Source organism: Snuella lapsa (assembly GCF_039539345.1).
In the GTDB taxonomy this organism is placed as follows: Bacteria; Bacteroidota; Bacteroidia; order Flavobacteriales; family Flavobacteriaceae; genus Snuella; species Snuella lapsa.
The window spans coordinates 52,547-79,348 of record NZ_BAABCY010000012.1 but is presented as its reverse complement, the minus strand read 5'-3'; the positions used below and the strand labels follow the sequence as shown (position 1 = coordinate 79,348).

General features: G+C 37.0%; 16 protein-coding genes and 1 pseudogene. 12 read left to right on the top strand and 5 right to left on the bottom strand.

Annotated elements, in window-relative coordinates:
• Window positions 1-238: 238 nt before the first annotated feature.
• The 6 genes and pseudogenes from ABD792_RS01685 to ABD792_RS01660 all read left to right on the top strand — a co-directional run bounded on the left by ABD792_RS01685 (window position 239) and on the right by ABD792_RS01660 (window position 10,854).
• Entirely contained in the window at window positions 239-793 is a 555-nt protein-coding gene (locus tag ABD792_RS01685; protein ID WP_345003981.1) for an RNA polymerase sigma factor, read from the top strand.
• A 66-nt stretch (window positions 794-859) separates the two neighbouring features.
• On the top strand, window positions 860-2,053 hold the full coding sequence (locus ABD792_RS01680) for a FecR family protein (RefSeq protein ID WP_345003980.1): 1,194 nt from the start codon (window positions 860-862) through the stop codon (window positions 2,051-2,053).
• A gap of 147 nt (window positions 2,054-2,200) precedes the next feature.
• Window positions 2,201-5,755 (top strand): annotated as a pseudogene (locus ABD792_RS01675) (SusC/RagA family TonB-linked outer membrane protein).
• Between the two features lie 10 nt (window positions 5,756-5,765).
• Window positions 5,766-7,544, top strand: coding sequence for a RagB/SusD family nutrient uptake outer membrane protein (locus tag ABD792_RS01670; protein ID WP_345003979.1), 1,779 nt, complete (start codon window positions 5,766-5,768; stop codon window positions 7,542-7,544).
• Window positions 7,545-7,662: 118 nt separating this feature from the next.
• A complete protein-coding gene (locus tag ABD792_RS01665; RefSeq protein WP_345003978.1) occupies window positions 7,663-9,246 on the top strand; it encodes an arylsulfatase in 1,584 nt (527 codons plus the stop codon).
• A 180-nt stretch (window positions 9,247-9,426) separates the two neighbouring features.
• On the top strand, window positions 9,427-10,854 hold the full coding sequence (locus tag ABD792_RS01660) for a sulfatase-like hydrolase/transferase (protein ID WP_345003977.1): 1,428 nt from the start codon (window positions 9,427-9,429) through the stop codon (window positions 10,852-10,854).
• Between the two features lie 145 nt (window positions 10,855-10,999).
• Here the strand turns inward: ABD792_RS01660 and ABD792_RS01655 are convergent, their stop codons facing one another.
• The 5 genes from ABD792_RS01655 to phnA form a co-directional block, all read right to left on the bottom strand.
• Entirely contained in the window at window positions 11,000-12,295 is a 1,296-nt protein-coding gene (locus tag ABD792_RS01655) for an MFS transporter (protein ID WP_345003976.1), read from the bottom strand.
• 5 nt (window positions 12,296-12,300) lie between these two features.
• Complete coding sequence (locus ABD792_RS01650) at window positions 12,301-12,870, bottom strand: helix-turn-helix domain-containing protein (protein WP_345003975.1); 570 nt, start codon at window positions 12,868-12,870, stop codon at window positions 12,301-12,303.
• A gap of 15 nt (window positions 12,871-12,885) precedes the next feature.
• The gene (locus tag ABD792_RS01645; RefSeq protein WP_345003974.1) at window positions 12,886-13,998 is read right to left on the bottom strand and encodes a 2-aminoethylphosphonate aminotransferase; all 1,113 of its coding nucleotides are present in this window, start codon (window positions 13,996-13,998) and stop codon (window positions 12,886-12,888) included.
• 278 nt (window positions 13,999-14,276) lie between these two features.
• Window positions 14,277-15,758, bottom strand: a complete 1,482-nt coding sequence (locus ABD792_RS01640) for an aldehyde dehydrogenase family protein (RefSeq protein ID WP_345003973.1) — start codon at window positions 15,756-15,758, stop codon at window positions 14,277-14,279.
• Between the two features lie 35 nt (window positions 15,759-15,793).
• Entirely contained in the window at window positions 15,794-17,005 is a 1,212-nt protein-coding gene (phnA, locus tag ABD792_RS01635) for a phosphonoacetate hydrolase (protein WP_345003972.1), read from the bottom strand.
• A gap of 265 nt (window positions 17,006-17,270) precedes the next feature.
• Here phnA and ABD792_RS01630 point away from each other — a divergent pair, with 265 nt between their 5' ends.
• The 6 genes from ABD792_RS01630 to ABD792_RS01605 all read left to right on the top strand — a co-directional run bounded on the left by ABD792_RS01630 (window position 17,271) and on the right by ABD792_RS01605 (window position 26,739).
• Window positions 17,271-18,509, top strand: a complete 1,239-nt coding sequence (locus ABD792_RS01630) for an NAD(P)/FAD-dependent oxidoreductase (protein WP_345003982.1) — start codon at window positions 17,271-17,273, stop codon at window positions 18,507-18,509.
• Between the two features lie 71 nt (window positions 18,510-18,580).
• Complete coding sequence (locus tag ABD792_RS01625) at window positions 18,581-19,186, top strand: RNA polymerase sigma-70 factor (protein WP_345003971.1); 606 nt, start codon at window positions 18,581-18,583, stop codon at window positions 19,184-19,186.
• Window positions 19,187-19,258: 72 nt separating this feature from the next.
• Window positions 19,259-20,458, top strand: a complete 1,200-nt coding sequence (locus ABD792_RS01620) for a FecR family protein (RefSeq protein WP_345003970.1) — start codon at window positions 19,259-19,261, stop codon at window positions 20,456-20,458.
• 110 nt (window positions 20,459-20,568) lie between these two features.
• On the top strand, window positions 20,569-24,051 hold the full coding sequence (locus tag ABD792_RS01615; protein WP_345003969.1) for a SusC/RagA family TonB-linked outer membrane protein: 3,483 nt from the start codon (window positions 20,569-20,571) through the stop codon (window positions 24,049-24,051).
• 11 nt (window positions 24,052-24,062) lie between these two features.
• Window positions 24,063-25,571, top strand: a complete 1,509-nt coding sequence (locus ABD792_RS01610; RefSeq protein WP_345003968.1) for a SusD/RagB family nutrient-binding outer membrane lipoprotein — start codon at window positions 24,063-24,065, stop codon at window positions 25,569-25,571.
• 10 nt (window positions 25,572-25,581) lie between these two features.
• Window positions 25,582-26,739: a hypothetical protein gene (locus tag ABD792_RS01605; protein ID WP_345003967.1), complete on the top strand. Its 1,158-nt coding sequence runs from the start codon at window positions 25,582-25,584 to the stop codon at window positions 26,737-26,739.
• Window positions 26,740-26,802: the final 63 nt, after the last annotated feature.

Genomic DNA, 26,802 nt, shown 5'->3' with positions numbered 1-26,802 from the left:
TTTGTAGAAATCGTCCAATTCTACAAAGAATTCAGTAACTTTATCTCTAAGCATTTGAAGTGTTTTTATTGATTAATATACTGAATATCAATATAATAAACTAAAATAAAAACACTTTTTTCTTATCCGAGATTCACGTTAATTTATATTAGCGTCGTCTTAGAGGCTGTTTAAAATTAGTTTTTGAAATTTAAATAGTCTCATATTTTAAATATTTCCTGCAATTCTAAATTGTTCTATGCGGTCAAGAGATTTAAAGTTACTAGAAAAGCTCAAAAGTGGAGATGCTTTAGCGTTCAAGGAACTATTTGATCTGTATTATATGCCTTTAAGTGTTTATTCATTAAAATATTGTGGTTCTTTTTCGTTAGCAGAAGATATTGTACAAGAACTATTTGTTAAGTTGTGGGATGACAAGACCTTTATGAGTTTCAATAACACTATTGGCCCCTATCTTTTTAAGGCAGTTAAAAATAATACGCTTCAAGTGTTAAAAAAGCAATCGAAATATCGTTTTGAAATAATAGACCAACATTTGGACATCTTAATAGAAGAAGAAATGCCAGATATGGCTACGGTTGAAAAGGAGAAAAAGAAATTATATAAAGAAATTGAAGCGCTTCCTGAAAAGAGTAAAGGTGTTTTTAAAGCGATTGTTTTGCAAAATATGAAATATAAGGAGGCAGCACAGCACTTGGGTATATCTGTAAATACGGTAAAAACGCACTATTCAAGAGCCTTAAAACAACTTCGTAATTCGTTGGATGCTATTGTTTTAATTCTTCTGGTTTAAAAAAAGTTATTTTTTTTTCACCCATTTTTGGTCTTAAGGTATATATAATATACAAGAGGTCAAATAATGAGCAAGGTCAACGATCCTATTTTAAAGCTAATCGCAGCTTTCACAGCAAACAGCATAAGTAAAAGTCAACTTAAAGACTTAAAGGCATGGTTGCAGGAAACTCCAGAGAACAAGAAGCTGTTTACTAATTATCTGCAATTTTATAAGAAATCACAACGCATTGGATTTATTGAGCATGTAGATATAGATAGTGCATGGAAAAATGTGGTTGAAAAATTGGAACACCCGTTGGAGCCTAAAGCAAAGAGTATTGATTTTGAACGTCGACCAATACGCATAATGTATAGGATATTTAAATATGCAGCACTAATAGTTTTGCTTCTGGGAATTGGATATTTGCTACAAAAAACGTACTTTAATAAGCCATTTGAGTCTGTTTTACCCAGTGAAAGCATTACGCTTCAATTAGAAGATGGAAGCATTGAGATTATAAGATTAAACGAATCATCAGATATAGTTGACGCGAAAGGTAATATTGTAGTGTCCCAAAAAGGAAATCAATTAGTTTACACAAATGGGGCAGAAAAAGATACCTTGGTGTACAATACATTAACAGTTCCTTACGGTAAACGTTTTAAAATTACGTTATCAGACGGAACAAGAGTAAACCTTAACGCAGGGACGTCTCTTAAATACCCTGTAAAGTTTATTAAAGGTGAGAACAGACGGGTATTTTTAGAAGGCGAAGCCTATTTTGATGTAGCTAAAGATGCCGAACACCCATTTGTAGTTAATGCCAATGCGATTGATGTGAGGGTGTTGGGAACTCAGTTTAATGTGTCGTCGTACCCAGAGGATGAAACCATTAACACAGTGTTGGTTGAAGGATCTGTAAGTATATATAAAGCAGAGTCGACCTATAGTTCGGAGACAGCGACGTTCTTAGAACCAGGATTCAAAGCAGCATATGATAAGAACTATGGTAACATTACTATCGATAAAGCCGATATAGAAATGCATACGGCCTGGATTAAAGGCAAGATCGTATTAAAACATATCCCTTTTGACGATATCGTCAAAAAATTGGAAAGGCACTATAATGTGGTCATACAAAATAACAATAAAGTGTTAGGCAAAGATTTTATTACGGCTACGTTTGATATTGAGACTATTGAGGAAGTCTTAAAATACATTGATGAACTTCACTCTATAGACTATACCATTAGAAACAACCTGATAACAATTAAATAATTTATAACTAACCATTCAAAACAACGTACTGCCTATGAAGTAACACAACATCTCAACAAACTAAAATAGTCACTGTGTGTTTCTTTTGAAATAAAAAACGGAAGGTGGTTGCAGCACCCTCCGATTTACAGATCAGTGATTAAACAAATGATTAACCACATAATACAAAACAAAAATATGAAAATACGACTTAAGTTAAAGAAGTCCTGGGCTTCTTTTCCGTTAAATTTTGATTTAAAAATGAAACTGACTACGCTTTTTTTAATAGTTTCTTTGTTTCAGTTACAAGCTAATGAATCGTATGCCCAGAAAACAAGGATTACCTTAGATCTGGAAAACGTGAGTTTAGAAAGGGTATTGGATAAAATTGAATCCCTCACAGAATTTAAATTCATATATAAGGATAAGGAAGTTGATTATCAAAAGAGAACCACGCTGAGTGTTGAAAAAGAGCGTATGTCTGATGTATTAAAAAAGCTGTTTAAGGATTTTGACATAGCGTATAAAGTTGTCGATAAGCAAATTATTCTTAAAGCCAAAAAAAAGCCTGGCATATCAATTGATGAAACTATTAAAAGTGATGATGTTGAGGAGTTGCCACAAGAGATAGAGGTTACTGGAACCATATTGGACTCGAATGGGCAACCATTACCAGGGGCTAATGTTTTGGAAAAGGGCACCACTAATGGTATCCAATCGGATTTTGACGGTAAATTTTCTTTAACCGTTGCGGGTCAGGATGCTATTCTGGTAGTATCCTATGTTGGATTTTTAACTAAGGAGATCATTGTTGGCAATCAAACCGATATAAAAGTGACCTTAGTAGAGAACGCCGCTGAATTGGCGGAGGTTGTGGTTGTAGGATTTGGAACCCAGAAAAAAGCCAATGTAACAGGGGCCACTGGGGCTGTAGATATGGAAGATGTTTTAGGGAACCGTCCGGTTACCAATCCTATTGCAGCAATACAAGGAACCATTCCCGGTTTGCAAATCACCACAAATTCAGGACAGCCGGGAGCTTCGGGTTTAGGAATTAATATTAGGGGAACAACATCTATAAATGGAGGAAGTCCTCTGATCTTAATGAATAATGTACCTGTATCGATAGAAGATATCAACCCGCAGGATGTCCAATCCATTACCGTTTTAAAAGACGCTTCGGCCACATCCATTTATGGAGCCAGAGCAGCTTTCGGTGTTATTTTGATCACCACAAAAACACCGGCTAGAGATCAACCGGTAAAATTCAACTATTCTTCTACTTTTAGCTTGGCATATCCGGAGGACATCCCCGACAAGGCGTCTACTTACGATTTTATAAATGCATTAAACGATTGGGGAACAAATCCATTTTGGACCGGACAAAATATCCCTGCCTGGGTTGATTTTTTAGAAGAATATAAAACGAATCCGGGGGCTTACCCGGAAGGTTATGCTGAATTGGACGGGCTAAGGTATCCTTTAGCAGATACCGATCTAATAGGAGAATGGATAAATGATCTCGGATTAACACAAATTCACAATTTTAATTTTAGTGGAGGCGGAGAAAAATCGAGTTACCGTGTTTCGGCAGGTTATAGTGATGAAGATGGTATTATCGTAACCAGAAATGATAGTTATAGAAAATACAATGTCAATGCCGCGTTAACCAGTAACCTGACTTCAAAATTAACATCGACTACCAATATCATTTATAGATATAGTACAAGAAGAACACCTTTGGGGAGTTTTAGTAACTCTATTAGCTTTAACCCTTATACACCAGCTAAAGGAAATTTTGTATTAGACGATGGTACCGAGGTGCCTTACGATACACCGGCGAACAGGGAGTTGTTAAAGGTAGCTCCTAAAATTTTAAATGATAATATCCGGTTTTTTCAAAAGTTGGACTATAACCTGGTTAAAGGTTTAAATATAGTAGGAGAGTATACTTTTGAGAAAAGAAATTATACAAGAACAACGAGTGATAATCAGATCTTAACGGCAAACCCGGAATGATTTGTTCTAAATGCCGTAGACCCGGTTAATACGTTCTTTAGAAAGGAAAATACACAGACAGAATATAATGCTTTGAACTTGTATGGAAAATATACAATGGATATAAATAAGCATAACTTTAGTGTACTAGCTGGTATAAATAATGAAGAAAGTAGTTTTGAAAGTTTTGATGCGCAAAGAAACGGCCTGATTAATGTGGATTTACCTTCGCTTTCAGGGGCTACTGGTAACCAAGCGACCGATGATTCTTATGGAGAGTGGTCTGTATTAGGGTATTTTGGAAGATTTAATTACAACTTTGACGAAAAATACTTTTTAGAAGTAAGTGGACGTTATGACGGTTCGTCTAGATTTCCTGATGGTAACCGTTTTGGGTTTTTTCCATCGTTCTCAGCCGGTTGGCATTTAGGAAGAGAATCCTTTATGGAATCTTTAGACTTCTTGTCCAGTCTTAAGTTAAGAGGGTCGTGGGGAGAAATTGGAAACCAAAACACTTCCTCGTTGTATCCAGCCGTTCCCGGCTTAGGCATTACCGATTATGGAGGAACGCAAACTGTTAACTGGTTAAATGAAGATACAGGAACACGATACTCAACATTGCAGTTGCCAAACTTGGTGAGTTCTGCTTTTACCTGGGAGACCGTACAGACATTGAATTTGGGTGTAGATGCTGCCTTTTTTAAGAGCAGGTTGTCGACTTCTTTCGATTGGTTTAAAAGGAAAACTTTGGATATGTTAGCTCCGGGAGCAGAACTTCCGGCTATTTTAGGAGCATCCGCGCCTTTGGAAAATGTAGCTGATCTGGAATCTTCGGGATGGGAGTTGGCATTGACCTGGAATGATAAGATCGGAGATTTTAAATATAGCATAGGAGCGACCTTATACGATTACCAATCTAAAATAACCAAGTTCGATAATCCTGCCGGTTTATTGAGCCAGTATTATGTAGGACGAAAGTTAGGTGAGATTTGGGGGTATACGACAGATGGTTATTATACGATCGATGATTTTGAACCGGGTACATTGAATGAAGATCCTTCAAGCCCTAACTATTTAACAGGGGGAACCTTGAAAGAAGGGATACCGCATTGGGAAGGACGTAATCAGAATCCGGGAGATATAAAGTATGTGGATCTTGATGGCGATGGCATTATAACCGATGGGAATAACACTCTTGAAAACCCGGGAGATAGAAAGATAATAGGTAATAGTACCAGGCGCTACCAATATGGTTTCTTTGGAAACTTTAGTTACAAGAATTTTGATTTTTCTTTCTTAGCTAATGGAGTGGGGAAAAGAGATATCTACTTGAATAACCGTGTGCGTTTTCCTTATCTGGATGAGTTTTCAGTAGTGTATAAATCACAACTGGATTATTGGACGCCAGACAATCAAGATGCCTTTTTCCCGAGAAACTACCCGTTGGGCGGCGTTAATTATGGCATTAGTAGAACTACACAAACCAAGTATATGTTAAATGGTGCGTATTTGAGGATAAAGAACTTAACTTTAGGATATTCCATTCCGGAAACCATTTTAAAGAAGAACAAGATAGACAAGTTACGTATATATATAGCCGGAGAGAACCTGTTTAGTTTTAACGATTATCCTGATGGAATAAATACCGAATTGGCTACCCAGGGAAGTGGTGGTATCTATCCTTACCTTAGGAGCTATTCTGTTGGTTTAAACTTAACTTTTTAATTATTAAGCGATGAAAAATATATATAAAATAATGGCCGTTTTGTTACTACTTGTCTTTAGTAGTTGTAGTGAGAGTTTTCTTGAAAAGTTGCCGAAAGATCAGTTAACGGTTTCTACAACATTTACGACCAATGCTAATTTTGAGACCTATGCCTGGTCGCTCTATGCTAATATTTTACCAGGTTATTGGGATTTTGCACCAATTCTTAGAGAAATGGGAAGTGATCTAATGGTTAATAATGCCGGAACCGTTGGACATGAGCTGTTATGGCAGCGTAAAACCGTGCCGTCGTCTTCTGGTTTATGGAATAACTCGTATGTTAATATTAGACGTGCAAACTTAATGTTGGACAATATTGAGAATAGCCAGTTAACAGACAGTGAAAAAGACCATTGGAGAGGTGTAGGGTTGTTCTTTAGAGCCTATGTGTACGTAGAACTAATAGCTAATTATGGTGAAGTACCATGGGTGGACAGAGCATTAACAGAAGCAGATGAAGAGTTGTTTGGCCCAAAGACACCGAGAGATCAATTGGCACAGAATATTCTTAACGACCTTACAGAAGCTGAGAGTTTAATTAGCCCGAGTGGCAATGGGGATAATACGGTAAATACCGATGTTGTTAGAGCATTGATCTCTAGGTTTGGACTCTATGAAGGTACCTGGAGAAAGTATCATGGCCTGGGAGGAGAAGCAACTTATTTGCAAGCCAGTGTTGATGCGGGAGCGAAACTTATTGCGGCACACCCTGAGTTGCACCCTAACTACGATGAGGTATTCAATAGTGAATCCCTACAGGGGGTACAAGGCGTGCTGCTTTACAAAGCCTATGAGTTTGGTATCTTGAACGGTAGATGGTCGCATTACAATAGAAGCTCTATTGGACACAGAGACCTTACCAAAAAGGCCGTAGATCAATATTTGTGTTTAGATGGTCAAACCATTCATACGAGTCCGCTTTTTGATGGCGAACAAGATGCCTACGATGAGTTTAGAAACAGAGATCACAGATTGTATTTTAATACCCCTCCGCCATTTAGAGTGGATACCGGAGGTAGAAATCAATTAACATGGGAATACGACAGCGATCCAAAAAGCAGGGAGTATATAGACTTAATGGCTACATTGAGTGATGACGAACATAAAACATTGCCAACAATTAACTGGCGAGGACTTGTAGTTAGAACCTCTCCACACTTTAGAAAATTCAATGAAGGCCATGGATTTAATGTAACCTATACAGGGTATGCATTTTACAAATTTTCTAATAAAATTAGTCGTTTGCAGAATCGGGATTCGCACGACGCTCCTACTTTTAGAATGGGAGAGGTGTTCTTGAATTATGCCGAAGCCATGTATGAGCTGGGACAATTTACTCAGGAAGTTGCAGATAAGACGATTAATAAGTTAAGAGCTAGAGGTGCTGTAGCGCCTTTAGATTTGGCTAATATTCCAAATGACCCTACGAGAGATGCTGACGTAGCGCCCGAATTATGGGAAATACGAAGAGAAAGAGGTATTGAATTTTTGGCGGAAGGCTTAGGACGCGTTTTCGATATTAAACGATGGAAAAAGTTGGTTGAATATGGCGACGATGAAAAACTAGGAAGATGGGTAAAGAATGCCGATTACGGCAATAATTTGCCAATACAGGGAGGAGCATCCGAAGGGTATGTGTCTCCTTGGGGTGTACCTCCCGGGGTGCCTGAGCACTATTATTTAGAACCTATACCATCCGATCAGATTGTATTAAATCCGGAATTGACACAAAATTCGGGATGGGAATAAAATTAAATTAAGTAATGAGGGGTGATTTACAAAAGAATCATCCCTCCTTATTTTCTGGTGGAATAGGGGAATTACTCGTATACTTGTACTTTAAAACGATAATTGAAATACACACTTTATGAATTTTAAACACAGCATCTGTTTTTTATTGATTTTATTGGTCATATCATGTCATTCTGAAAAGAAAACGACAGTAGAGACTCAGGTTAAACCTAATATAATTTACATTTTGGCGGATGATCTCGGTTATGCCGAAGTAGGCGCCTATGGTCAGGAAAAAATAGAAACCCCTAATATCGATTTATTGGCTAAGAACGGAATGCTCTTTACACAGCACTATACGGGAGCGCCTGTATGTGCTCCAGCTAGATCGTCATTGCTTACAGGCACCCATATGGGGCATTCTTATATTAGAGGGAACGACGAGTGGCAACGTGGTGAACCTGGAGATGTATGGAACTATCGTAAAGTGGCAGCCGATTCTACCTTGGAAGGACAACGTCCGTTACCATCCAATACCATTACCATTGCCAAGTTATTAAAGCAATCGGGCTATACTACTGGAATGTTTGGTAAATGGGGACTAGGTGCACCGCATACCCAATCGATCCCTACCACTATGGGATTCGATTACTTTTTTGGGTACAACTGTCAGCGTCAGGCACACACCTATACACCTTTGCATTTATATGAAAATGAAAAGCGTTTCCATTTAGCTAATGATACTGTAGCGCCTAACACAAAAATAGATAAGGATGCCGATCCGAATGCTGTGGAAAGTTATGCCAAATATACGCAGCCATATTACGCACCGGATGTATCTTATGAAAAAATGATTGGTTTTGTTGATTCGGTAAAGGAAGACGATCCTTTCTTTATCTATTGGGCGTCACCCATTCCACATATGCCTTTACAAGCACCTAAGCGCTGGGTAGATTACTATATTAAAAAGTTTGGTGAGGAACCGCCATATATAGGGAATAAAGGGTATTTCCCGAACCGTTTCCCAAAAGCGACCTATGCTGCTATGGTGTCTTATTTAGATGAGAATATAGGGAAGCTAATAGCACACTTAAAAGCAACGGGAAAATACGATAACACCCTTATAATATTTACTTCCGACAATGGCCCTACCTATAATGGAGGAACAGATTCTCCTTGGTTTGACAGTGCCAAACCGTTTAGAAGTGAGTATGGTCGGGGCAAAGGTTTTGTTTACGAAGGCGGTATTCGGGTGCCTATGATCGCATCATGGCCAGGTAAGGTAAAAGCAGGTTCTACTACCGATCATATCTCTGCCTTTTGGGATGTTATGCCTACGCTGTGTGATGTGGCTCAAATTAAATCGCCAGATACTACAGATGGTATTAGTTTTTACAACACCCTTGTCCAGAATAATGATCAAAAGGAACATGATTACCTGTATTGGGAATTTCCGGAATATAGCGGACAAGTTGCTGTTAGAATGGGGAAATGGAAGATGGTGTGGAAAGATATAAAGAAAGGCAATGCGAAAGTTGAATTGTATGATTTGGATGTAGATATTGCTGAACAGAATGACATAGCAGATGCACATCCAGAGATTATTGAACAACTATACACTATTATAAAAAAAGAGCATAGAACCCCTGAGATCGATAAGTTTAAAATTGAAGCTTTGGAAGCATTAGTAGGAAACAATGAAAGTGTTTCTTCAGAATAGTATTTGGTAATGTGATTAATAATAACAAATTAATGAAACGAGCATTAAGAAATTTTAAAAATTACTTCACAAAAGGAAATGTTTAAAATTTTTAATGTGAGAACGAGTGTAAGGAGTGGTTGCACACGTTCTTAATTTTATAATTACAATAAAATAAATTAATTACTAAAATTTAAACGTGTGAAAAAACGTATAAGATTAATAAGTACCATACTCAGTCTGTTTTTACTTAGCACTTGTAATACAGTATCTAAAAAGGTACCTGGCCCAGAAGTAGAAAAGCCCAACATTCTTTTTGTCGTAGTTGATGATTTGGGTTGGAGCGATCTGGGTTTTATGGGGAATCCAATGTACCAAACACCAAATTTAGATAGGCTAGCAACCGAAAGTGTGGTATTTACAAATGCTTATGCACCAGCTGCCAATTGTGCACCTAGCAGGGCTTGTGTTATGACGGGGTTAAATACGCCCAGACATGGCATTTATACGGTTAGTCCTTCAACAAGGGGAAAGTCAAAAGATAGAAAATTAATACCAACGCCCAATACAGATGATTTAGCTGAAGATTTTACCACGATAGCTGAGGTTTTAAAAAAGCAAGGCTATATAAATGCTTCCGTTGGGAAATGGCACTTAAGTGATGATCCAAAAACACAGGGATTCGATGTAAATGTTGGAGGGACCCATCAGGGACATCCTAAATCGTATTTCAGTCCCTATAACAACAAGACACTTTCAGATGGGGCTAAGGGAGAGTATCTAACAGAAAGACTTACAAGTGAGGCAATACAATTTATGGAAAGCAATAAGGAAAAACCATTTTTCCTTTATTTGCCTTATTATACAGTACATACGCCCTTACAGGGAAAAAAGGAGCTTATTGACAAATACAAAAAAATTATTAAAGAAGATAATCGTTTCAATGCTACATATGGAGCCATGGTAGAAGCCATGGACGAAAATATTGGTAGATTATTGGCAAGTTTAGAAGCCAATAACCTATCCGATAATACTTTGGTTATTTTTACTTCAGATAATGGAGGCTTAGCAAGTGTATCATCACAATTTCCTTTGCGTGCAGGTAAGGGGTCTTATTATGAAGGCGGCATTAGGGTGCCTTTTATGGTAAAGTGGCCCAAAAAAATTAAAAGTCCCAGAAAAACAGATGTCCCAATTACGGGTATGGACGTTTTTCCGACCTTGTTGGATGTTGTAAAAAGTAAAGAAACCTTAGAGTTGGATGGTGCATCTTTATACCCTTTGTTAACAGAGAATAAAACATTGGCAGAGCGGAGTTTAATATGGCATTTTCCAATTTATTTACAAGCTGGAAATCCTAAAAAAGATCAGGCAAGAGATACATTGTTTAGAACACGACCTGGTAGTGTTATTAGAAGAGGAAACTGGAAATTGCACGAATACTTTGAAGATGGTGCATTAGAGTTGTATAACTTGGAACTTGATGAAAGAGAACAGAATGATTTGTCTGAAGTAAACCCTGATAAAGTAAAGGAGTTACATGAAGCGTTAAAAGCATGGAGGGTAAAAATGAAAGCACCGGTTCCTACCGAATTAAATCCAGATTATGAACCTCTTGCTGTCAAATAGTTGAAATAAAGCGCGGGCTTTTATTGAAAATCCGCGCTTTACTTTTAATCAAAATCGTGTCAGACTGAGTGCTATTACAAAGGAAATTTGTGTCAAAATCTAACGGTTTTCTTATGTCGAATACTCCTCTTTTCTAATATCCTTATTAAGTATTGGTAGGGTATTCCAAATGCCTTTCGGGACTTTTAAAATTCCATTTTAATGCAGCCAAACCGCCACCAATCGTGGACATAAGTACGAAAAAGTAAAATAGGTTGTCCCAACCAAAGGCTTCGTTAATCGCTACAACGATAAAGCCAGAAAACATTTGGCCTATAGAACCCATACCGTTAATAATTCCCGCTGCCATCCCTGCACCTTTTTTACCGCCAACGTCCATAGAACCCGCAGTGCAAATCAATGAATCTGGCCCATAGGTTGCCATACCTATTAATGCAATACTCAAGATGGTGCCGAATTTGCCAAATGTAACCAGATAAGGGTGTAGAAGACAAACGCTAGCTAAGCCTAGCATCATTAAGGATACTGTGCTAAAACGTTTCGAATTAAAAATCTTATCGGATGTGTATCCAGCCAGAATAACACCAAAGAAACCAATTAGTTCGTAGACAGACGAAATATACCCCGCTTCATTAGGGTCGTATTGTAAAGACCTTTCCAGGTAAATGGGGAGCCAGAACAAAAAGGAATACCGTGTCATTTTTAAGATCATATAGCAACTAGAATAAATCCAAAGCGCTTTATTCGTAATGAGTAGTTTTAATATTTTTAGCTTTTCGGATTTCGCAGAGCCTCCTGTTTGAAAATTGTACTTGTCTTCAACGATAATAGGAACATCAATGTCCTTAGGGTCGTTTCTGGTAAAAAGCAAATAGAGAAATGCTATGCCTATTAAAATAGCTGATGGAAAGTAAAAACCTCTTTTCCAGCCCAGCTCATTCATAAAATCCATATCGAAGGCAGCATAGGTAGCAAAAATGGTTGCTAAAAAACCACCAGTTACGTAGCATGTGGACCACCATGACATGACAATACCACGTTCGTTGGTCCTAAACCAGGGCGTCATGTTTTTTATCAAACCACTCCAACCGGTAGACTGCCCATAACCATTGAGTCCTATTAAAAATATAACAACACCAACAGAGAACGTGAGTCCTAAGAAAAAGTTACCGATAGCGGCTAGAAACAGCCCGATACTAACAATTTTTCGAGGACCAAAAGTATCGGATAGATAACCGTTTAAAAACTGACCTATGGTGTAAATTAAGCTGTAAATAAAAATAATAGTGGCATAATTTGAATTGTTCAGGTCAAGGTCGGCTGCCATGGAACTCCATGTTACTGAAAGATTTTTTCTTCCAAAATAAAAACCGGCATAAGCAATCCATGTAAGGAAAAAAATGCGTTTTCTCCAATACTTTTGTTCTCTAGTTAGACTCATTGCATTTAATAGGGATACTTTTGAATCATGTACATTTTAAGCATAGAAGCAGTTTCATTGTATATATTTTGAACAGCATGAGGTATAGAGCCGTCAAAGAATAAGGTGTCACCAGCTTCCAGAACAATGACTTCATCGTTAATAATATAATTTAATTTTCCTTGAATGACATAAATGATTTCTTTGGCATCAGTCGAAATGGGTTCTCGATACACGTCCTTTTTTACACTAACAATATAAGTTCTTAGATTGCTTTCTGATATATTATCCGAAAATAAAAAGGTGTATTCAAGTCCGACAGAATCTTCGCGATCTTCGAGCATACCTTCCCCTTTTCTAATTAAAATATAAGGATCCGAATTATTCGACGTTAGATTTAATTCTGACAGATCGATCTCTAAGGATTGCATTATTTTAAGTAGAACGGGTAGCGAAGGTGTAGTTCTGAAATTTTCAATTTTAGAAATTAAGCCAATACTCACATCGCTCATTTCTGCCACTTGCTTTAAGCTTAAGTTTTTATTTACGCGTATTCTTTTTAGTTGTTTTCCGAGATTTACTAATATGTCTTCCAAAATTTAAGGTTTTAGTTATTGTATAAATTTTATCTTTACAAGATAAGATTTTAATACTTCTAAAAAAGCCTCAATGTCTTTATAATCTATTTGTCCGATATTGGAAATTCTAAAGGTATCGTAGTCATTTACTTTTCCAGGATAGATTGTAAATCCTCTTTCAAAAAAGTAGTCGTGCATTTCGTTAAAATCATAAGCGTCTGTATTGGGTTCAATAATAGATGTAATAATTTTAGAATGGTATTTTTTATCTATTAGGTATTCCAATCCAAGTGATTCTAAACCAGAAATTAATGTTTCCCAAGACTTACTGTAACGCGCATAACGTCCTTCTATGGTTTCTTCTTGCGTTTCAATAATAGCTTGTTTTAGTGCATAAAACGTTTGAACAGGAGGTGTAAATCGTGTTTGGTGCGTTTTTTCAAAATAGGCATATTGTGCGTACAGATTAAGATATAGATTTCGCATAGGAATGGAAGCAGTAGATTCTAATACCTTTTTATTACAAATGGCAAATCCAATACCCGCCATTCCCTGTATGTTTTTATTAGAGCTTGCAGCTAGGTAATCGATGTGCATGGCTTCCATGTCTACTGGAATGGCAGCAAAGCCACTCATGGAATCTACTATAAAACTAATATTATGTCGCTCACAAATTGCACCAACGGCAGTAATATCATTTAACAATCCGGTGGTAGTTTCGTGGTGGATCATGGCCAAATGAGTCAGGCCATCCGTATTCTTAATTAAGGATTCGAGGGCATTGAGATCAATAGGTTCTATGGACGACGATTCGAAAGCAACAGTCTCAATTTTGTAAACATTCGTTATTTGTCGCATACGTTTACCATAAGCACCGTTATCTATAATAAGTACTTTACCGTTTTCAGGTATAACAGAGCTCAATATAGCTTCAACAGTCGCAGTTCCCGATCCTCCAAAAAGTACAGTAGCATGATCTGCAGTATTACCTACAAATTTTGTGATTTCTGTTGAGCAGAATTCCATAAGGTCTCCAAACTCTTGTTCACGAGGACAAATGTCGGGTATCGCTTGTGCCCATTTAACGGTATCTGTGGTTGTCGCTGGTCCGGGGTTCAATAAGATATTTCGTGTAATTGGTTTCATAGGTTTGTTTTTCATTTTAAAGCTCTCAAGTAGCATCCGTATATTTACATATTTAATTAGATGAGTGCTTACGGATGTTTCATTTGGAGTACGTTATTTAACTAATTGTAAAAAGTTCTAAAATCAATTGATTTGAGGTCGTCTAAAAAGTGTTTTATTTTGTCATTCAGAGCGAAGTGAAGAATCTTATTTATATGTAAGTCAATATTTTGAATTTTAAACAGATTCTTCATTTCATTCAGAATGACACTTTTTAGACAGCCTCATTATATTTATAACTAGGCTATATCCCAGGGCAAAGAATATGTTTTTACATAGGTATAGCCTTTCATGGCCTCTATAACACCTTCTTTATATCCTAATCCGGAATCTTTAACACCACCAAAAGGGGTCCATTCCAGTCTATAGCTAGGGGCTTCATTAACATTTACAGTGCCCGTGTCCAACTCGGTAATAACACGCTGAATAGATGGCCAGTGATTGCTGACTACACCTCCCGATAAACCGTAAGGCGTATCGTTTGCTATTTCGATGGCTTCATCTAATGTTGAAAAACGAATGATTGGTGCTACAGGACCAAAGGTTTCTTTAGCAACTACTTCGTGATCGTTTTTAATGTGATCTAATACCGTTGGAGCAAACAAAGCACCTTCACGTTTATTTCCTGCCAAACAAACAGCACCATTTTTTATAGCATCCTGAACACGTCGTTCCATTTCAATGGCGGCTTCTTCTGTAATAACGGTTCCCATATCGTTGGTTTCGTCGTATGGATCACCATATTTAATGGCTTTAACCCGTTCGGCTAGTTTGGCAGCATAGGCATCGGCAATACTTTCGTGTACCAATATTCTTCGTATGGCTGTACAACGCTGAGCAGAATTTTTAAAGGTTCCTGCCATGGTCACTTCAACAGCTTCGTCAATATCGGCATCATCTAAAACGAGTAGGGCAGAGCTGCCTCCAAGTTCTAAAACCAATTTTTTATAACCAGCTTTCGAAGCGATTATTTTTCCAATTTTACTACCTCCGGTAAAGGATACCATAGTAATGTCTGGATGTACCGTCATCATTTCTGAGGTTGCCTGAATATCTTTTCCGTTAATGCAGTTTAGCATGTTGGCGGGCAGACCGCAGTCTAAGGCCAATTGCGCGAAATAGTAGGCCGAAAGCGGTGTTCTTTCAGAAGGTTTTAGTACTACGGTGTTATTAGTAGCTATGGCCGGTGCAATTTTATGCACTACCTGATTCATAGGATGGTTAAAAGGCGTGATTGCACTCACTAAGCCCAAAGGAACCCGCGTTGTATAAATACGTCTTGGTTTTCCGTTTTTGGAGACATCGCATGGAAATACTTGTGAATCGTCGTCCAGTGCTTTCATGGCAGAAAAACGTAAAACATCAGAAACGCGGCTGGCTTCGTAACGCGTGTCTTTTAAACACAATCCCGTTTCATCGGTGATCATCTGACTCACTTCATCTACCCGTTTTTCGAGTTCGTCCGCTATTTTATTTAATATTTCATAGCGCTCGTAACGGGTTAAATTTATTTTAGTTTTTTTAGTATCTCTTAAAACCTGATCCAGAGTATCAGTATTAATGGAAGCTACTCTACCCACTAGTTTTTTACTATAGGGATTATATACTTCTATCCACTCTCCGGTAGTAACTTGTTTACCATCTATAATCGCACCGAACTCAATGATGCCGTCGCTATTTTTATGACCGTCTTTTTCTAAAATTCCAACTTGTTCATTCATAATTTTGCATTTAATAGTTTTTGTTTTACTCCGGTTTAAAATCCGTTAGAAAGGAAATGGAACAGATCAAAGTTTCTACAGGTGCCGGTGGCTAATTTTTCCGCATAGGCATCATTTAATTTCTTATTAAAGATCATTGGAACTACCTGGCAATGTTCACTACCGTGTGAACGTAAGCCCTCTTTTACTTTATCAAGGTCGTGCCATTCCGGCGTTCTTCCTATGGTTGTAGCGGCATCAGACAACACAACTAAATCGCCAATTCTATCTGAAGGTAACTCATAAGCCTCAACAGCTTCGGCATTGGTTAAAACTTTTTCAATACCATCTAAACTTAACAGGTAAGTCTTCGCGGCTTCCAATTGTGATTTGTCATCAAGATATAAGGTGCCATAGCCACCCAAAGCACCATGATGTACTACGTAAGGATCTGTAATCGGTAAGATAACACGCGTTTTAATACCCTGTTCGTTTAATAATTGTTCTATAAATTGTACTTTAGGTGAGCCATCGGCATTGGTTTTTGCTTCCATACCGTGATCGGCCGTTACACCAACAATAGCGCCTAATTTGTCAAGCTCTCCAAGCCAATGGTCTATTTTCGCCAAAAAGTCGTTAGCACCTTCACTACCGGGAGCATATTTATGCTGAACAAAGTCGGTCGTCGTTAAGTACATAACGTCGTAGTGATCACGTTGTAAAAGTTTGGCGCCAGCTTCTATACAATAAACGGAGATGTAGGGATCGTATATACCGGGTCTCTCTTTACCCATTAAATCGCTCTCAACATTTTCAATACCGTTTTCTTCCAACGTTGCCTGATCGGCAAATTCAGCAGAAAAACAAATGCCATCGAGATTATGAGCCAGCATTTTTCTTAATTTATCTTTTGCGGTAACAACAGCAACCTTGCGGCCATTATGACTTAACTCAGATAAGATAGTAGGAACTTTTAGATATTTTGGGTCGTTCATCATTACCTCTTCCTGTAACTCTGTGTCCCAATAAAAATTTCCACATATACCATTAACTACAGGAGGTACACCGGTAGTGATGGCCATATTGTTTGGGTTTGTGAATGAAGGGATTACGCTTTTTACCATTCCAAACGAACCCTCTTTAATAAAACGTTGTAAGTTGGGCATAACATCTTTAGCCTTTTCATAATAAGGGTATGATGTACCGTCCATACATATGCCAATAATCGTCTTTTTTTGTTTCGGATACTCTCTGTCGTTAATTTTCATTGTGTATTCTGTAATATTTGTCTTTAAAATTTTAACAAAAGTAAAATAATTTTACAATTAATATAATTTTTAGAAATAAAAATTGACATATATTACAATTATTTAACATTAGTGCTTTTATATCTGATATGAATTGGATATTGAGCCAATAGAGTGATTTAATGTTGTTTTAAGATTAATGTTAGGTTAAATATTTGATTTTTATGAAAACATTGTATACTATATGTTAAATTTGTAAACGTTTTTGAAGTATTAAAAAGGAGTTATATCGAAATATTTAATCAATGATGAAAAAGGTTGTTGTATTGGTGGTGGTACTATTGGGGCTGGAGTGGCCTATTATGTCAGTAAAATGGGTAATGCAGAAGTGACATTGGTAGATCGCGATTATATTGGTAGTGGTAATACGGCAGCAGCTGCATCGCTGGTAACCTTGGCTAGAGCAAAAAGACCAATCATTCCTTTAGTTATGGAAACCATGGCCGCCATAGAAGAGATGGAGGTTCTGCTAGAAGAGCCTTCTGGCGTTATGAAGGTAGGAAGTGTGCATGTGGTTGCATCTGATGCTTCCGAAAAAAGTGTTAGGAACCTCATGGAAATAGCTAAGGAGTTTGGGTTGGAGCATGAATGGATTACTGCCGAAGAAGTTAAGGAAAGGTTGCCTTGGGTAAATATTTCAGAAGTGAGAGGTGGAGCTTTTATGAAAGGCGATTGCTATATGGAATCGACTGTTTTAGCAAATAACTATGCTAAGGCTGCTAAAATATGTGGAGCAACTATAAAGCAGTATACGGATGTTGAGGAGATTTTGTACGAAGCCAATCAAATAACAGGTGTAAGAACCAATAATGGGGTGATTAACTGTGATATAGTGGTTGATGCAGCTGGTGCGTGGAGTAATTTGTTGTCTATGCAAGTAAATGAGGCGATTCCAATGGCACCGGTAAGGAGTATTTATTGGATAACCGGACGAAGACCGGATTTATTTAATCCCCACCAGCCAATGGCCATTTTTCCGGATGCCTCGACTTATTGCAGACCTGAAGGAGAAGCGTTGCTTTTTGGTATACGGGATAGAGCCGGTTTGCACGTGGATCCTAAAACCTTACCCAATAGTATGCACGGTTATAACATGATAAAAGAAGACGAATCTTGGCATATACTAATGGATGAAGGTGAAAAATTTCAGGAATTTTTTCCAGAGTTTCATGATATGGAAATAGCACATTGTATTTCAGGAATTTCTACCTATACACCAGATGCATCATTAACATTGGGAAAAGCAAAAAATATGGAAGGGCTTTACGTAGCTACAGGTTGTTCGGGAGCTGGTGTAGCTACTTCAGGAGGGTACGGACGCATTATAGCTGAATTAATTTACGACATGCCGCTGTTTACACAAATCGATTCGTTTAGTATGGAACGTTTTGGTAACTTTGATCCGTTTGATGGTGTTTTTAGGCAACAATGTGCCAATGCACGTTCTAATAAAAAGGAAGGTTGATTAATTTTAAATGCAATTAGTTAAAGCCGTGAATTTTTTATATATTTAAATTAGTTACTTGAGGGTTAAACATGACAGAGAGAGTCTTATCTGCTAGAGAATCTGTGTTTCTCCGTTTTAAACGGGGAGATGGGGTAGCTTTTAAATTTTATTTTGACAAATACTACAATAACATTGTTGGTTTTTGTGTGCAGTTTTTACACGATGAAGATAAGGCCAAAAGTGTTGCTCAGGAGGCTTTTATTAAATTGTGGCTTAATAAGGAAAAGATAAGTAAAAAAACAGGTATACCTGCATTCCTTTATACGGCTGCTAAGTCAAATTGTTTGAATCTAATTAGACATAATAAAGTTGTTTCTAAGTATAGGGATTTTAAATTACAGGAAAAAGAAAGACAGTTAAGCCAAGAGGTCTTACATGCGTTGAATTTTGATTCCATGAATCTTACCGAATTAAAAGAAACAATAGATAAGGCTATTCAGGATTTGCCAGAACGCTGTAGAGAGGTTTTTATAAAACGTCGAATAGAAAATAAAAAAAATAAGGAAATAGCAGAAGAACTAGGGGTTTCCGTTAAGGCGGTAGAAGCTAATATGACACGGGCTACCAAGGAACTCAATTTGAAGTTAGCACACTATTTATCGGTGTTTTTTGTTATCGTTTTCAATAATTCATAAAAAAAATAAACTTTTAATATAGGGTATTCAGAGTTTGAGGTGTACAAACTAATGACGCGAAAAACTCGTTTAATGGATAACCTAATATTTAAATACCTTTCAAATAATGCTTCCGAAGAGGAAGCAACCATTTTATTTCAATGGGTCGAGGCCTCATCTGAAAATAAAGAATTGTTCATTCAATTAAAAAAAGCTTGGGTTCTTACAGCTTCAAGTAGGAGTGAAGCCGATTGGATAAAGATTAAGAGCAAGATACAATTCCCTGAATCCATAGCACAGTTAAGGGAACAGGAGTATTCCAATAAGTTAAAGGAGAATAATACGACAAGAAGTATTAAACCTTGGTTTAGGTATGCGGTGGCTGCAAGTGTTGTATTATTACTTGCTGTATTTTTATTTATAAATAAAGAAGGAGATGCACCTATAGAACGACAAGAGGTTTCTGTAACCAATAGTATAATAAAGATAGGAACGGACAAGGCAACACTAACTCTTGAGGATGGCTCTAATGTTATTCTGGAAGAAGGACAATCCTACTCAAATTCCAATGTAAAAAGTAATGGAGAAAAAATTGTTTACGAGGCAGTAAATAGCAATAAAGAAGGGCTTTCCAAAGTAGTTTACAATTACCTAACAATACCAAGAGGAGGTCAGTTTTTTGTTGCGTTGGAAGATGGGACAAAAGTCTGGCTAAATTCGGAGTCACAATTAAAATATCCTAAGTTTTTTGTTAAAGGAGAAACTAGAAGTGTAGAATTGGTATATGGAGAAGCGTATTTTGATGTGTCTCCAAGCACAGATCATGAAGGAGCCGTATTTAAGGTGCTTACAGGAGAACAAGAAATCGAGGTTTTAGGAACAGAATTTAATGTTAAGGCATATCAAGATGAAGCTTATGTCTATACGACCTTGGTTGAGGGGAAAGTAGTTTTGGATAATGAAATCCAAAAGAAAGCACTAAAACCTAGTCAACAATCTGTTTTAAATAAGGAAACTAAAGCTGTTGAAATATCGAAAGTTAACGTAGCAGCCGAAATATCATGGCGTGACGGTTTTTTCAGTTTTAAAAACAAATCTTTAAAAGAAATTGCTAGAGTATTGTCAAGGTGGTACGATGTAGAGATGGTATTTGCTGAAAAGAGCATGGAAGACATACTTTTTAAAGGTGTGTTAAGTAAAAATCAAGATTTAGAAGAAATACTAACAATAATTAAAAACACAAATTTTATAAATGCCTATGAGATAAAAAACAATACGATAATTATTAAATAAAAAGCAAAAAGAGAGTGCAAAGAATTAGCTCGCCAAAGTAAACGCTTTACCCCTCTTTTTTAGAATTACTAATTAATTAAAAATTTAACCAATCAATAACATGCAAATTTATGAAAATTAAATCAACCTATCTTCTTTTTCTGTTTAAGAAGAAGTTACTAATTATTATGGTGCGATCTTTTATATTCTTATTCTGCACATCACTACTAAGTTTTACACCTAGTAATATCTTATCACAAAACACGAAGATCATTATTAATACGGACAAAGTATTAACGGTAGATGAAATTTTTGATCTTATAATGGATCAGACAGATTACACCTTTATATATCAAATAGATATGTTTAAGGACTTTCCTAAAGTACCTCTAAAAAAAGGTGTTATTGGAACCAACCAGCTTTTAAAAAAGAGCCTTGTTAGCGAGGTGTTCAATTTTGAATTCACCAATAGTAATACAATTGTTCTAAAAGAGAAAGAAGAAGAACCAGTTTATGTTGATGTTCAAGATCAACAAAAAAGGATAATTACAGGAACAGTTACCGATATAGGTAATGTGCCTTTACCTGGAGTTAATATAATTAAGGAAGGTACATCAACAGGAGCACAAACAGACTTTGATGGTAATTACACCATTAATGCTAATAAAGGAGATGTCCTTGAATTCTCTTATATTGGGATGAAAACATTAAAAATTACTGTTGGTGATGATGATGTAATTAATGTTATACTTAAGGAAGATGCAGCACTATTAGAAGAGGTTGTTGTAACAGCATTAGGAATTAGAAAAGAAAGACGTAAGGTAGGTTTTGCTACCCAAGAAGTTGCAGGAGAAGCCTTAACTAAAGCACAGCCTCCCAGTTTTGTTGAAGGTTTAACAGGTAAGGTTGCAGGTGTAATTGTAACCAACAATAGCGCAGATTTCTTTTCAGATCCACAAATTTACTTAAGGGGAGAAAGGCCTTTGATTGTGGTTGATGGTGTACCGCAACCCAATAGTGATTTTTGGAACCTGTCTTCAGACGATATCGAGAGCATAACAGTTTTAAAGGGAGCTGCAGCATCAGCACTTTATGGATCATTGGGTAAAAATGGAGCTTTGCAAGTAACAATGAAAACAGGTAAGGGAAAGCAAGGAACTGTAATTACCTATAACACTTCCAATACCTTTCAAACGGGCTTTTTAAGAATTCCACATGCTCAAACCGAATACGGACCTGGAAATAATGGGATATACCGTTACGGTGGTGGTATTGCTGGAGGTGATGGCTTAACCTTAGGGGGAGGTCAAAATGATGTAGACCACTCTATTTGGGGACCTAAATTTGATGGACGTTTAATAGAACAATTCGACTCACCTATAGATCCCGAAACCGGATATAGAATTCCTACACCTTGGATATCTAGGGGAGAGGATAACCTAAAGAATTTTATGGATGTAGGTGTTGTGTCTACACATAATGTTACCGTACAAAGTAATTTTGAGCGTGGGTACTTCGCTATTTCTGATACATACAGGTATTCAAAAGCTTCAACTCCAGGACAACGGTTGGATATTAATACCATTCGTTTAGCAGGTCATTTAGATATATCAGACAAAGCTTCGGTAGATGGCTCTTTACAATTTAACCATCAAAATTCAGATAACAGAATTAGAGGTGTTTATGGGCCAACATCGCCACTATATAACTTGACGATATGGGGTGGAGCACATTATGATGTTCGAAACTTTAGACAAGTATGGCAAGAAGGTAAAGAAGGGATAGCGCAAAACTTCGTTGAAAAATGGCGTTTCAATAACCCGTATGCTTTGGCGCATGCATGGAAACGGCCTTGGATAAAAAACGATATCCTTACCTATTTAAAGTTTAATTATAAGTTTTCAGATAACTTAAATATACATGTAAGATCCACATTAAATTCTTATGATCTTACTAATAATGAGGAAATATCTAAAGATATTTATAATTATGATATTCCAGATCGTGGAGGACGCTTTAGATATAACCATACTAGATATTTTGAGAACAATACCGATTTCTTATTATCCTATAACCAGAAATTTTTTAATGGTGATTTTGGTATAGATGCTACTTTAGGTGCTAACCAACGCTATTTAAAAACAGTTAGCGAAAGCGCTAGTACAACTCAATTAATTGTTCCAGAGATATTTACGTTGCAAAATTCTGTAGATCCAGTAACGCCTAATAGTTCGACGGCTTATAAAGGAGTATATAGTGGTTATGCCTCTTTTGATTTATCGTATAAAAATTTACTTTTTGTTGGAGCTACGGCAAGAATAGATAAAAGTTCAACTTTAATAAAAGGCAACGATAGTTTCTTTTACCCTTCAGTTTATATGAGTGCGGTATTAAGTGATGCGTTCGAAATGCCAGATTTTATAAGTTTCTTAAAAGTGAGAACAGCCTATGCTAGTGTAGGTGACGATTTTGGCATATTCGAAGCTACAAATGAATTTGGTACTGGTCGATGGAGAAACATACCTACGGCCTCGTATCCAAGTAGATTGGAGAACCCAGACCTAAGACCTGAGTTTAACGCTTCTGTTGAATATGGTGCCGAATTAAAGTTGTTTAATGGACGTTTTGGTATTGATTTCTCTTATTACGAAAACACCTTTGGACCTCAAATATTTACACAAAGTTTTTCAAGCGCTTCAGGGTATTCAGGGATTTTACAAAATGGAAGAAAAACCGAAACACGTGGTTTTGATGCCTCTATTAGTGTTGTGCCCGTAAGGACAGATGATTTTGAATGGTCTATGCTATTCAATGTGGATAAATATACACGTTATTTAATTTCTTTACCACCACTTGAAGATGGAACCATACCCGAAAGAGAAGGAAGGACTTTTGTAGGAGGAGAATTAAATCATTATTGGTGGAACACATGGGATCGTACAGCAGATGGCCAGTTAATTATTGGGCCAAATGGATTGCCAGTAAGTACCCCAGCTATTGACTTAGGAAACACCCAGCCTGATTTTACGGCAAGTTTTAATAACACCATTCGTTACAAAAATTGGTCTATGAATTTTCTAATTGATGGACGTTTTGGAGGTATCACTTTTGATCGTTACGAGCGTGATTTATGGCGTTCAGGTTCACACCCAGAATCTGTGCATCCAGAAAGAGATTTATCAAATATTGCCTTTGCAACTGGTGGTGATGCTCGAACCATGCTAATACCGGGTATGCAAGTAGTTTCGGGAGATGTAACATGGGATCCAGATGGCAATGTAATTGAAGATACCAGAGAATTTGTTCCTAATGAAACAAAAGTAAATTACCAACAATGGGCACAAGGTTATATGGGAGATTGGAGAAGTAATATTATCGAAAAAACATTTGCGAAATTAAGAGAGGCTAGTGTTACTTATACCTTCCCAAGAAAGATGTTAGAAAATACGTTTATTAAGGCAGCCTCAATATCAGTAGTTGGAAGAAACTTACTTTACTGGACTAAGGATGATACCTATGGAGATTTAGATACATATACACTTAGCACAGGAGATACCAATTTACAGCAGCCATCGCAAAGGTCATTTGGTTTTAACGTAAACTTACAATTCTAAAAAAAGAGGATATGAAAACTATAAAATATATAAAGGTATTACTGCTAATATTTGTATTAAGCAGTTTACATAGCTGTTTGGATTATGAAGAGTTAAGGGAAAACCCAAACAACCCTACATCAGTTCCCCCCTCACTTTTATTCACTGGTTTGACTCCTGGAGTTACAACATCTTTTACAGATAGTTATATTCGTATGCAGTATCACATATGGGTGTCTACAGATAGTGAATACAATATCAACTTCCGTAGTGGATTTGGAGGTAGTTTTGGAGGTTACTCAGATTTAAGGAATATTGAAAAAATGAATGAAGCAGCAGATGCTAATAATGCACCTATATACAAAATTTTAGGTAAGTTTTATGCAGCAAGAGCTTACATTGAAATGACCAGAAGAATGGGAGATGTTCCTTTTTCTCAAGCTTTGTTGGGGCAACAAGTGCCTAGACCAGTTTACGATACCCAAAAACAGGTATACATAGGGGCGCTGGATATGTTAGATGAAGCCAGCTTAGAATTGGGAGATTATATTGCAGACAATCAAGGTTATAATTTGGCTGGAGATGCATACTTTAATGGACAATTAAGTAATTGGCAAAAACTTATCAATGCTTATACCTTACGAATTTTAATTTCTCTTAGCAAAAAGGCTAATGATAGCCAATTAGATGTTAAAGGGCGTTTTGCTAGAATAGTTAATAATCCAAGCCAGTATCCTTTAATGGAAAGTATTGCAGATAATGCTGAGTTAACCTATAGAAATGAAGACAACTTTAAGCAAACGTATAACCCAGATATAGCTGTTTATAGACAATCGGTAGTGTATGCGTCAACCTATGTCAACTTGTTAAAAGAATATGAAGACCCAAGGTTGTTTGTAGTTGCAGATCCTACACAAGCATCTATTGATGCAGATCCAGGTAATCCAGATGTTTTCACTAATCCAGATTCTTATACTGGTGCAGACCCTACCATAAGCCCAGCCGATAACATTACACTAAGATTAGATGGGGAACTTTCTTTACCAAATGAAGAGAAGTACTGGAATTATGTAGGACAGCCTGGGGTATGGATAAGTTATTGGGAACAAGAGTTTTGCATAGCAGAAGCAGCACATCGCGGTTGGATTTCTGTTAGTGCAAAAGAACATTACGATAATGCCGTTGCTGGTTCTATGAATTGGTACGGTGTAGATAGTGGGGACATCAATAGTTTTTTGAGCGATTCAGATTCTGAATATATTGCTGGAGATGCTGGATTAACAAGATTGTTAGAGCAAAAGTATATAGCCTTTGCAGAGAACTCTGGCGATGAATCATTCTTTAACTTTAGGAGGACAGGAGTGCCAGACCTATCATTTTCTGGTTTTAATGTTGGAGCCGATCCCGGTTATCCAATTCGCTGGTCTTATCCTGGTTCTGAAAACTCCGATAACACAGATAATTATATAGAAGCCTTAAATAGGCAATTCGGTGTAGATTCAGATGATATTGACTTTGAAATTTGGGAAGTTAAAGATTAAACTATTTAAAATGATGAAGAAATATTTAAATATACATAGAAGATTATTTGTGCCACTTTTTGTAATTGTTTGTACAGTTGTACTCTCCAATTGCGATAGTAATGACGGTCAAGGTTGGGCCGATGAAAGGTATTTGTCCAATTTTGAGCATTATTTCGATAACCCAAACCCTAAAACGGGGTTGTCGTATACTCAAGCAGAAATAGATGAGTTAAAATATGATCGTACAAAAGAAGAACGATTTAAAGGTGAGCAGCCAGTTGTTCTAAATTTGTTTCTTTCAAAGCAGATTAATAGTGTTGAGATTATGGATGGTTCAACTGGAGACATTCTTTTAAACTTTACCTCTGCTGAGGCCTCAGGAGATAAGTTTAAATTATCGATGACTACTTCTCTTGCTGAACTTGAGATTGGGCCAGGCTCATCAAAAGCCTTAAAGTTCAATATTGTATATGCAGATGATTCTATTGGAACAGCATTCTTTATAGTGGCATCTGTACTACCATTACCTCCGGCAGCAGATATACTTGTTGGGCAATGGGAGTTCGACGATACTTCAAATTTAGGCAAGGCAACAATTGGTACAGATTTAGTGCCAAAGGACAAAGATGGAGGATCGGGTTCGCATAGTGCTACTTCAGGAATGGCTTCAGGAGATGGAGCTGTGCTTACAGCAAGTGGAAGCTACTTTGAGTTGATACATAATTTACCTGCTACCTTAGGAGGGAGCAAGGTGAATAACTATACCCTTGTTTTCGATGTTAGCGTACCTGCATCATCTTATGGAGCATATTCAAACCTATTCCATACGAGACTCGATATTTCAGGAGATGGTTCTACTTATATAAGTCCTTCAGGAGGGTTATGGGGTAGAGGTGTAGGAAGTTCCGGAGGAGGAGCCATTCAAGCAGATACCTGGCATAGAATTGTTGTAACGGTTGGTGAGGCCGATTACAGGGCGTATATTGATGGACAAAGAATTTTAGTTGGTAGTTCTGGTTTGGATGACCCTAACCATACGTTTGATTTATCTAAAGTCTTACTTTTTATAGATAATGGTAGTGAAGATGTACCAATTAAGGTAACCGAGGTAATGTTGTTTAATAGAACTTTTGACAATAACTGGGTAACCGAAGATTTACCTCCCGTAGGACAGCCAGTACCTTAAAAATACTTTTTGAAGTAGTAGTTAATTTTGAATCAATGACACCCATCTTTAAATAATTACTTA

What these genes read in the sequence shown, in the direction of transcription:
- ABD792_RS01685 (WP_345003981.1), top strand. Translation starts at nt 239, where the DNA reads ATGCGGTCAAGAGATTTAAAGTTACTAGAAAAGCTCAAAAGTGGAGAT.
- ABD792_RS01680 (WP_345003980.1), top strand. Translation starts at nt 860, where the DNA reads ATGAGCAAGGTCAACGATCCTATTTTAAAGCTAATCGCAGCTTTCACA.
- ABD792_RS01670 (WP_345003979.1), top strand. Translation starts at nt 5,766, where the DNA reads ATGAAAAATATATATAAAATAATGGCCGTTTTGTTACTACTTGTCTTT.
- ABD792_RS01665 (WP_345003978.1), top strand. Translation starts at nt 7,663, where the DNA reads ATGAATTTTAAACACAGCATCTGTTTTTTATTGATTTTATTGGTCATA.
- ABD792_RS01655 (WP_345003976.1), bottom strand. Translation starts at nt 12,295, where the DNA reads ATGAGTCTAACTAGAGAACAAAAGTATTGGAGAAAACGCATTTTTTTC.
- ABD792_RS01645 (WP_345003974.1), bottom strand. Translation starts at nt 13,998, where the DNA reads ATGAAACCAATTACACGAAATATCTTATTGAACCCCGGACCAGCGACA.
- ABD792_RS01640 (WP_345003973.1), bottom strand. Translation starts at nt 15,758, where the DNA reads ATGAATGAACAAGTTGGAATTTTAGAAAAAGACGGTCATAAAAATAGC.
- phnA (WP_345003972.1), bottom strand. Translation starts at nt 17,005, where the DNA reads ATGAAAATTAACGACAGAGAGTATCCGAAACAAAAAAAGACGATTATT.
- ABD792_RS01625 (WP_345003971.1), top strand. Translation starts at nt 18,581, where the DNA reads ATGACAGAGAGAGTCTTATCTGCTAGAGAATCTGTGTTTCTCCGTTTT.
- ABD792_RS01620 (WP_345003970.1), top strand. Translation starts at nt 19,259, where the DNA reads ATGGATAACCTAATATTTAAATACCTTTCAAATAATGCTTCCGAAGAG.
- ABD792_RS01615 (WP_345003969.1), top strand. Translation starts at nt 20,569, where the DNA reads ATGAAAATTAAATCAACCTATCTTCTTTTTCTGTTTAAGAAGAAGTTA.
- ABD792_RS01610 (WP_345003968.1), top strand. Translation starts at nt 24,063, where the DNA reads ATGAAAACTATAAAATATATAAAGGTATTACTGCTAATATTTGTATTA.
- ABD792_RS01605 (WP_345003967.1), top strand. Translation starts at nt 25,582, where the DNA reads ATGATGAAGAAATATTTAAATATACATAGAAGATTATTTGTGCCACTT.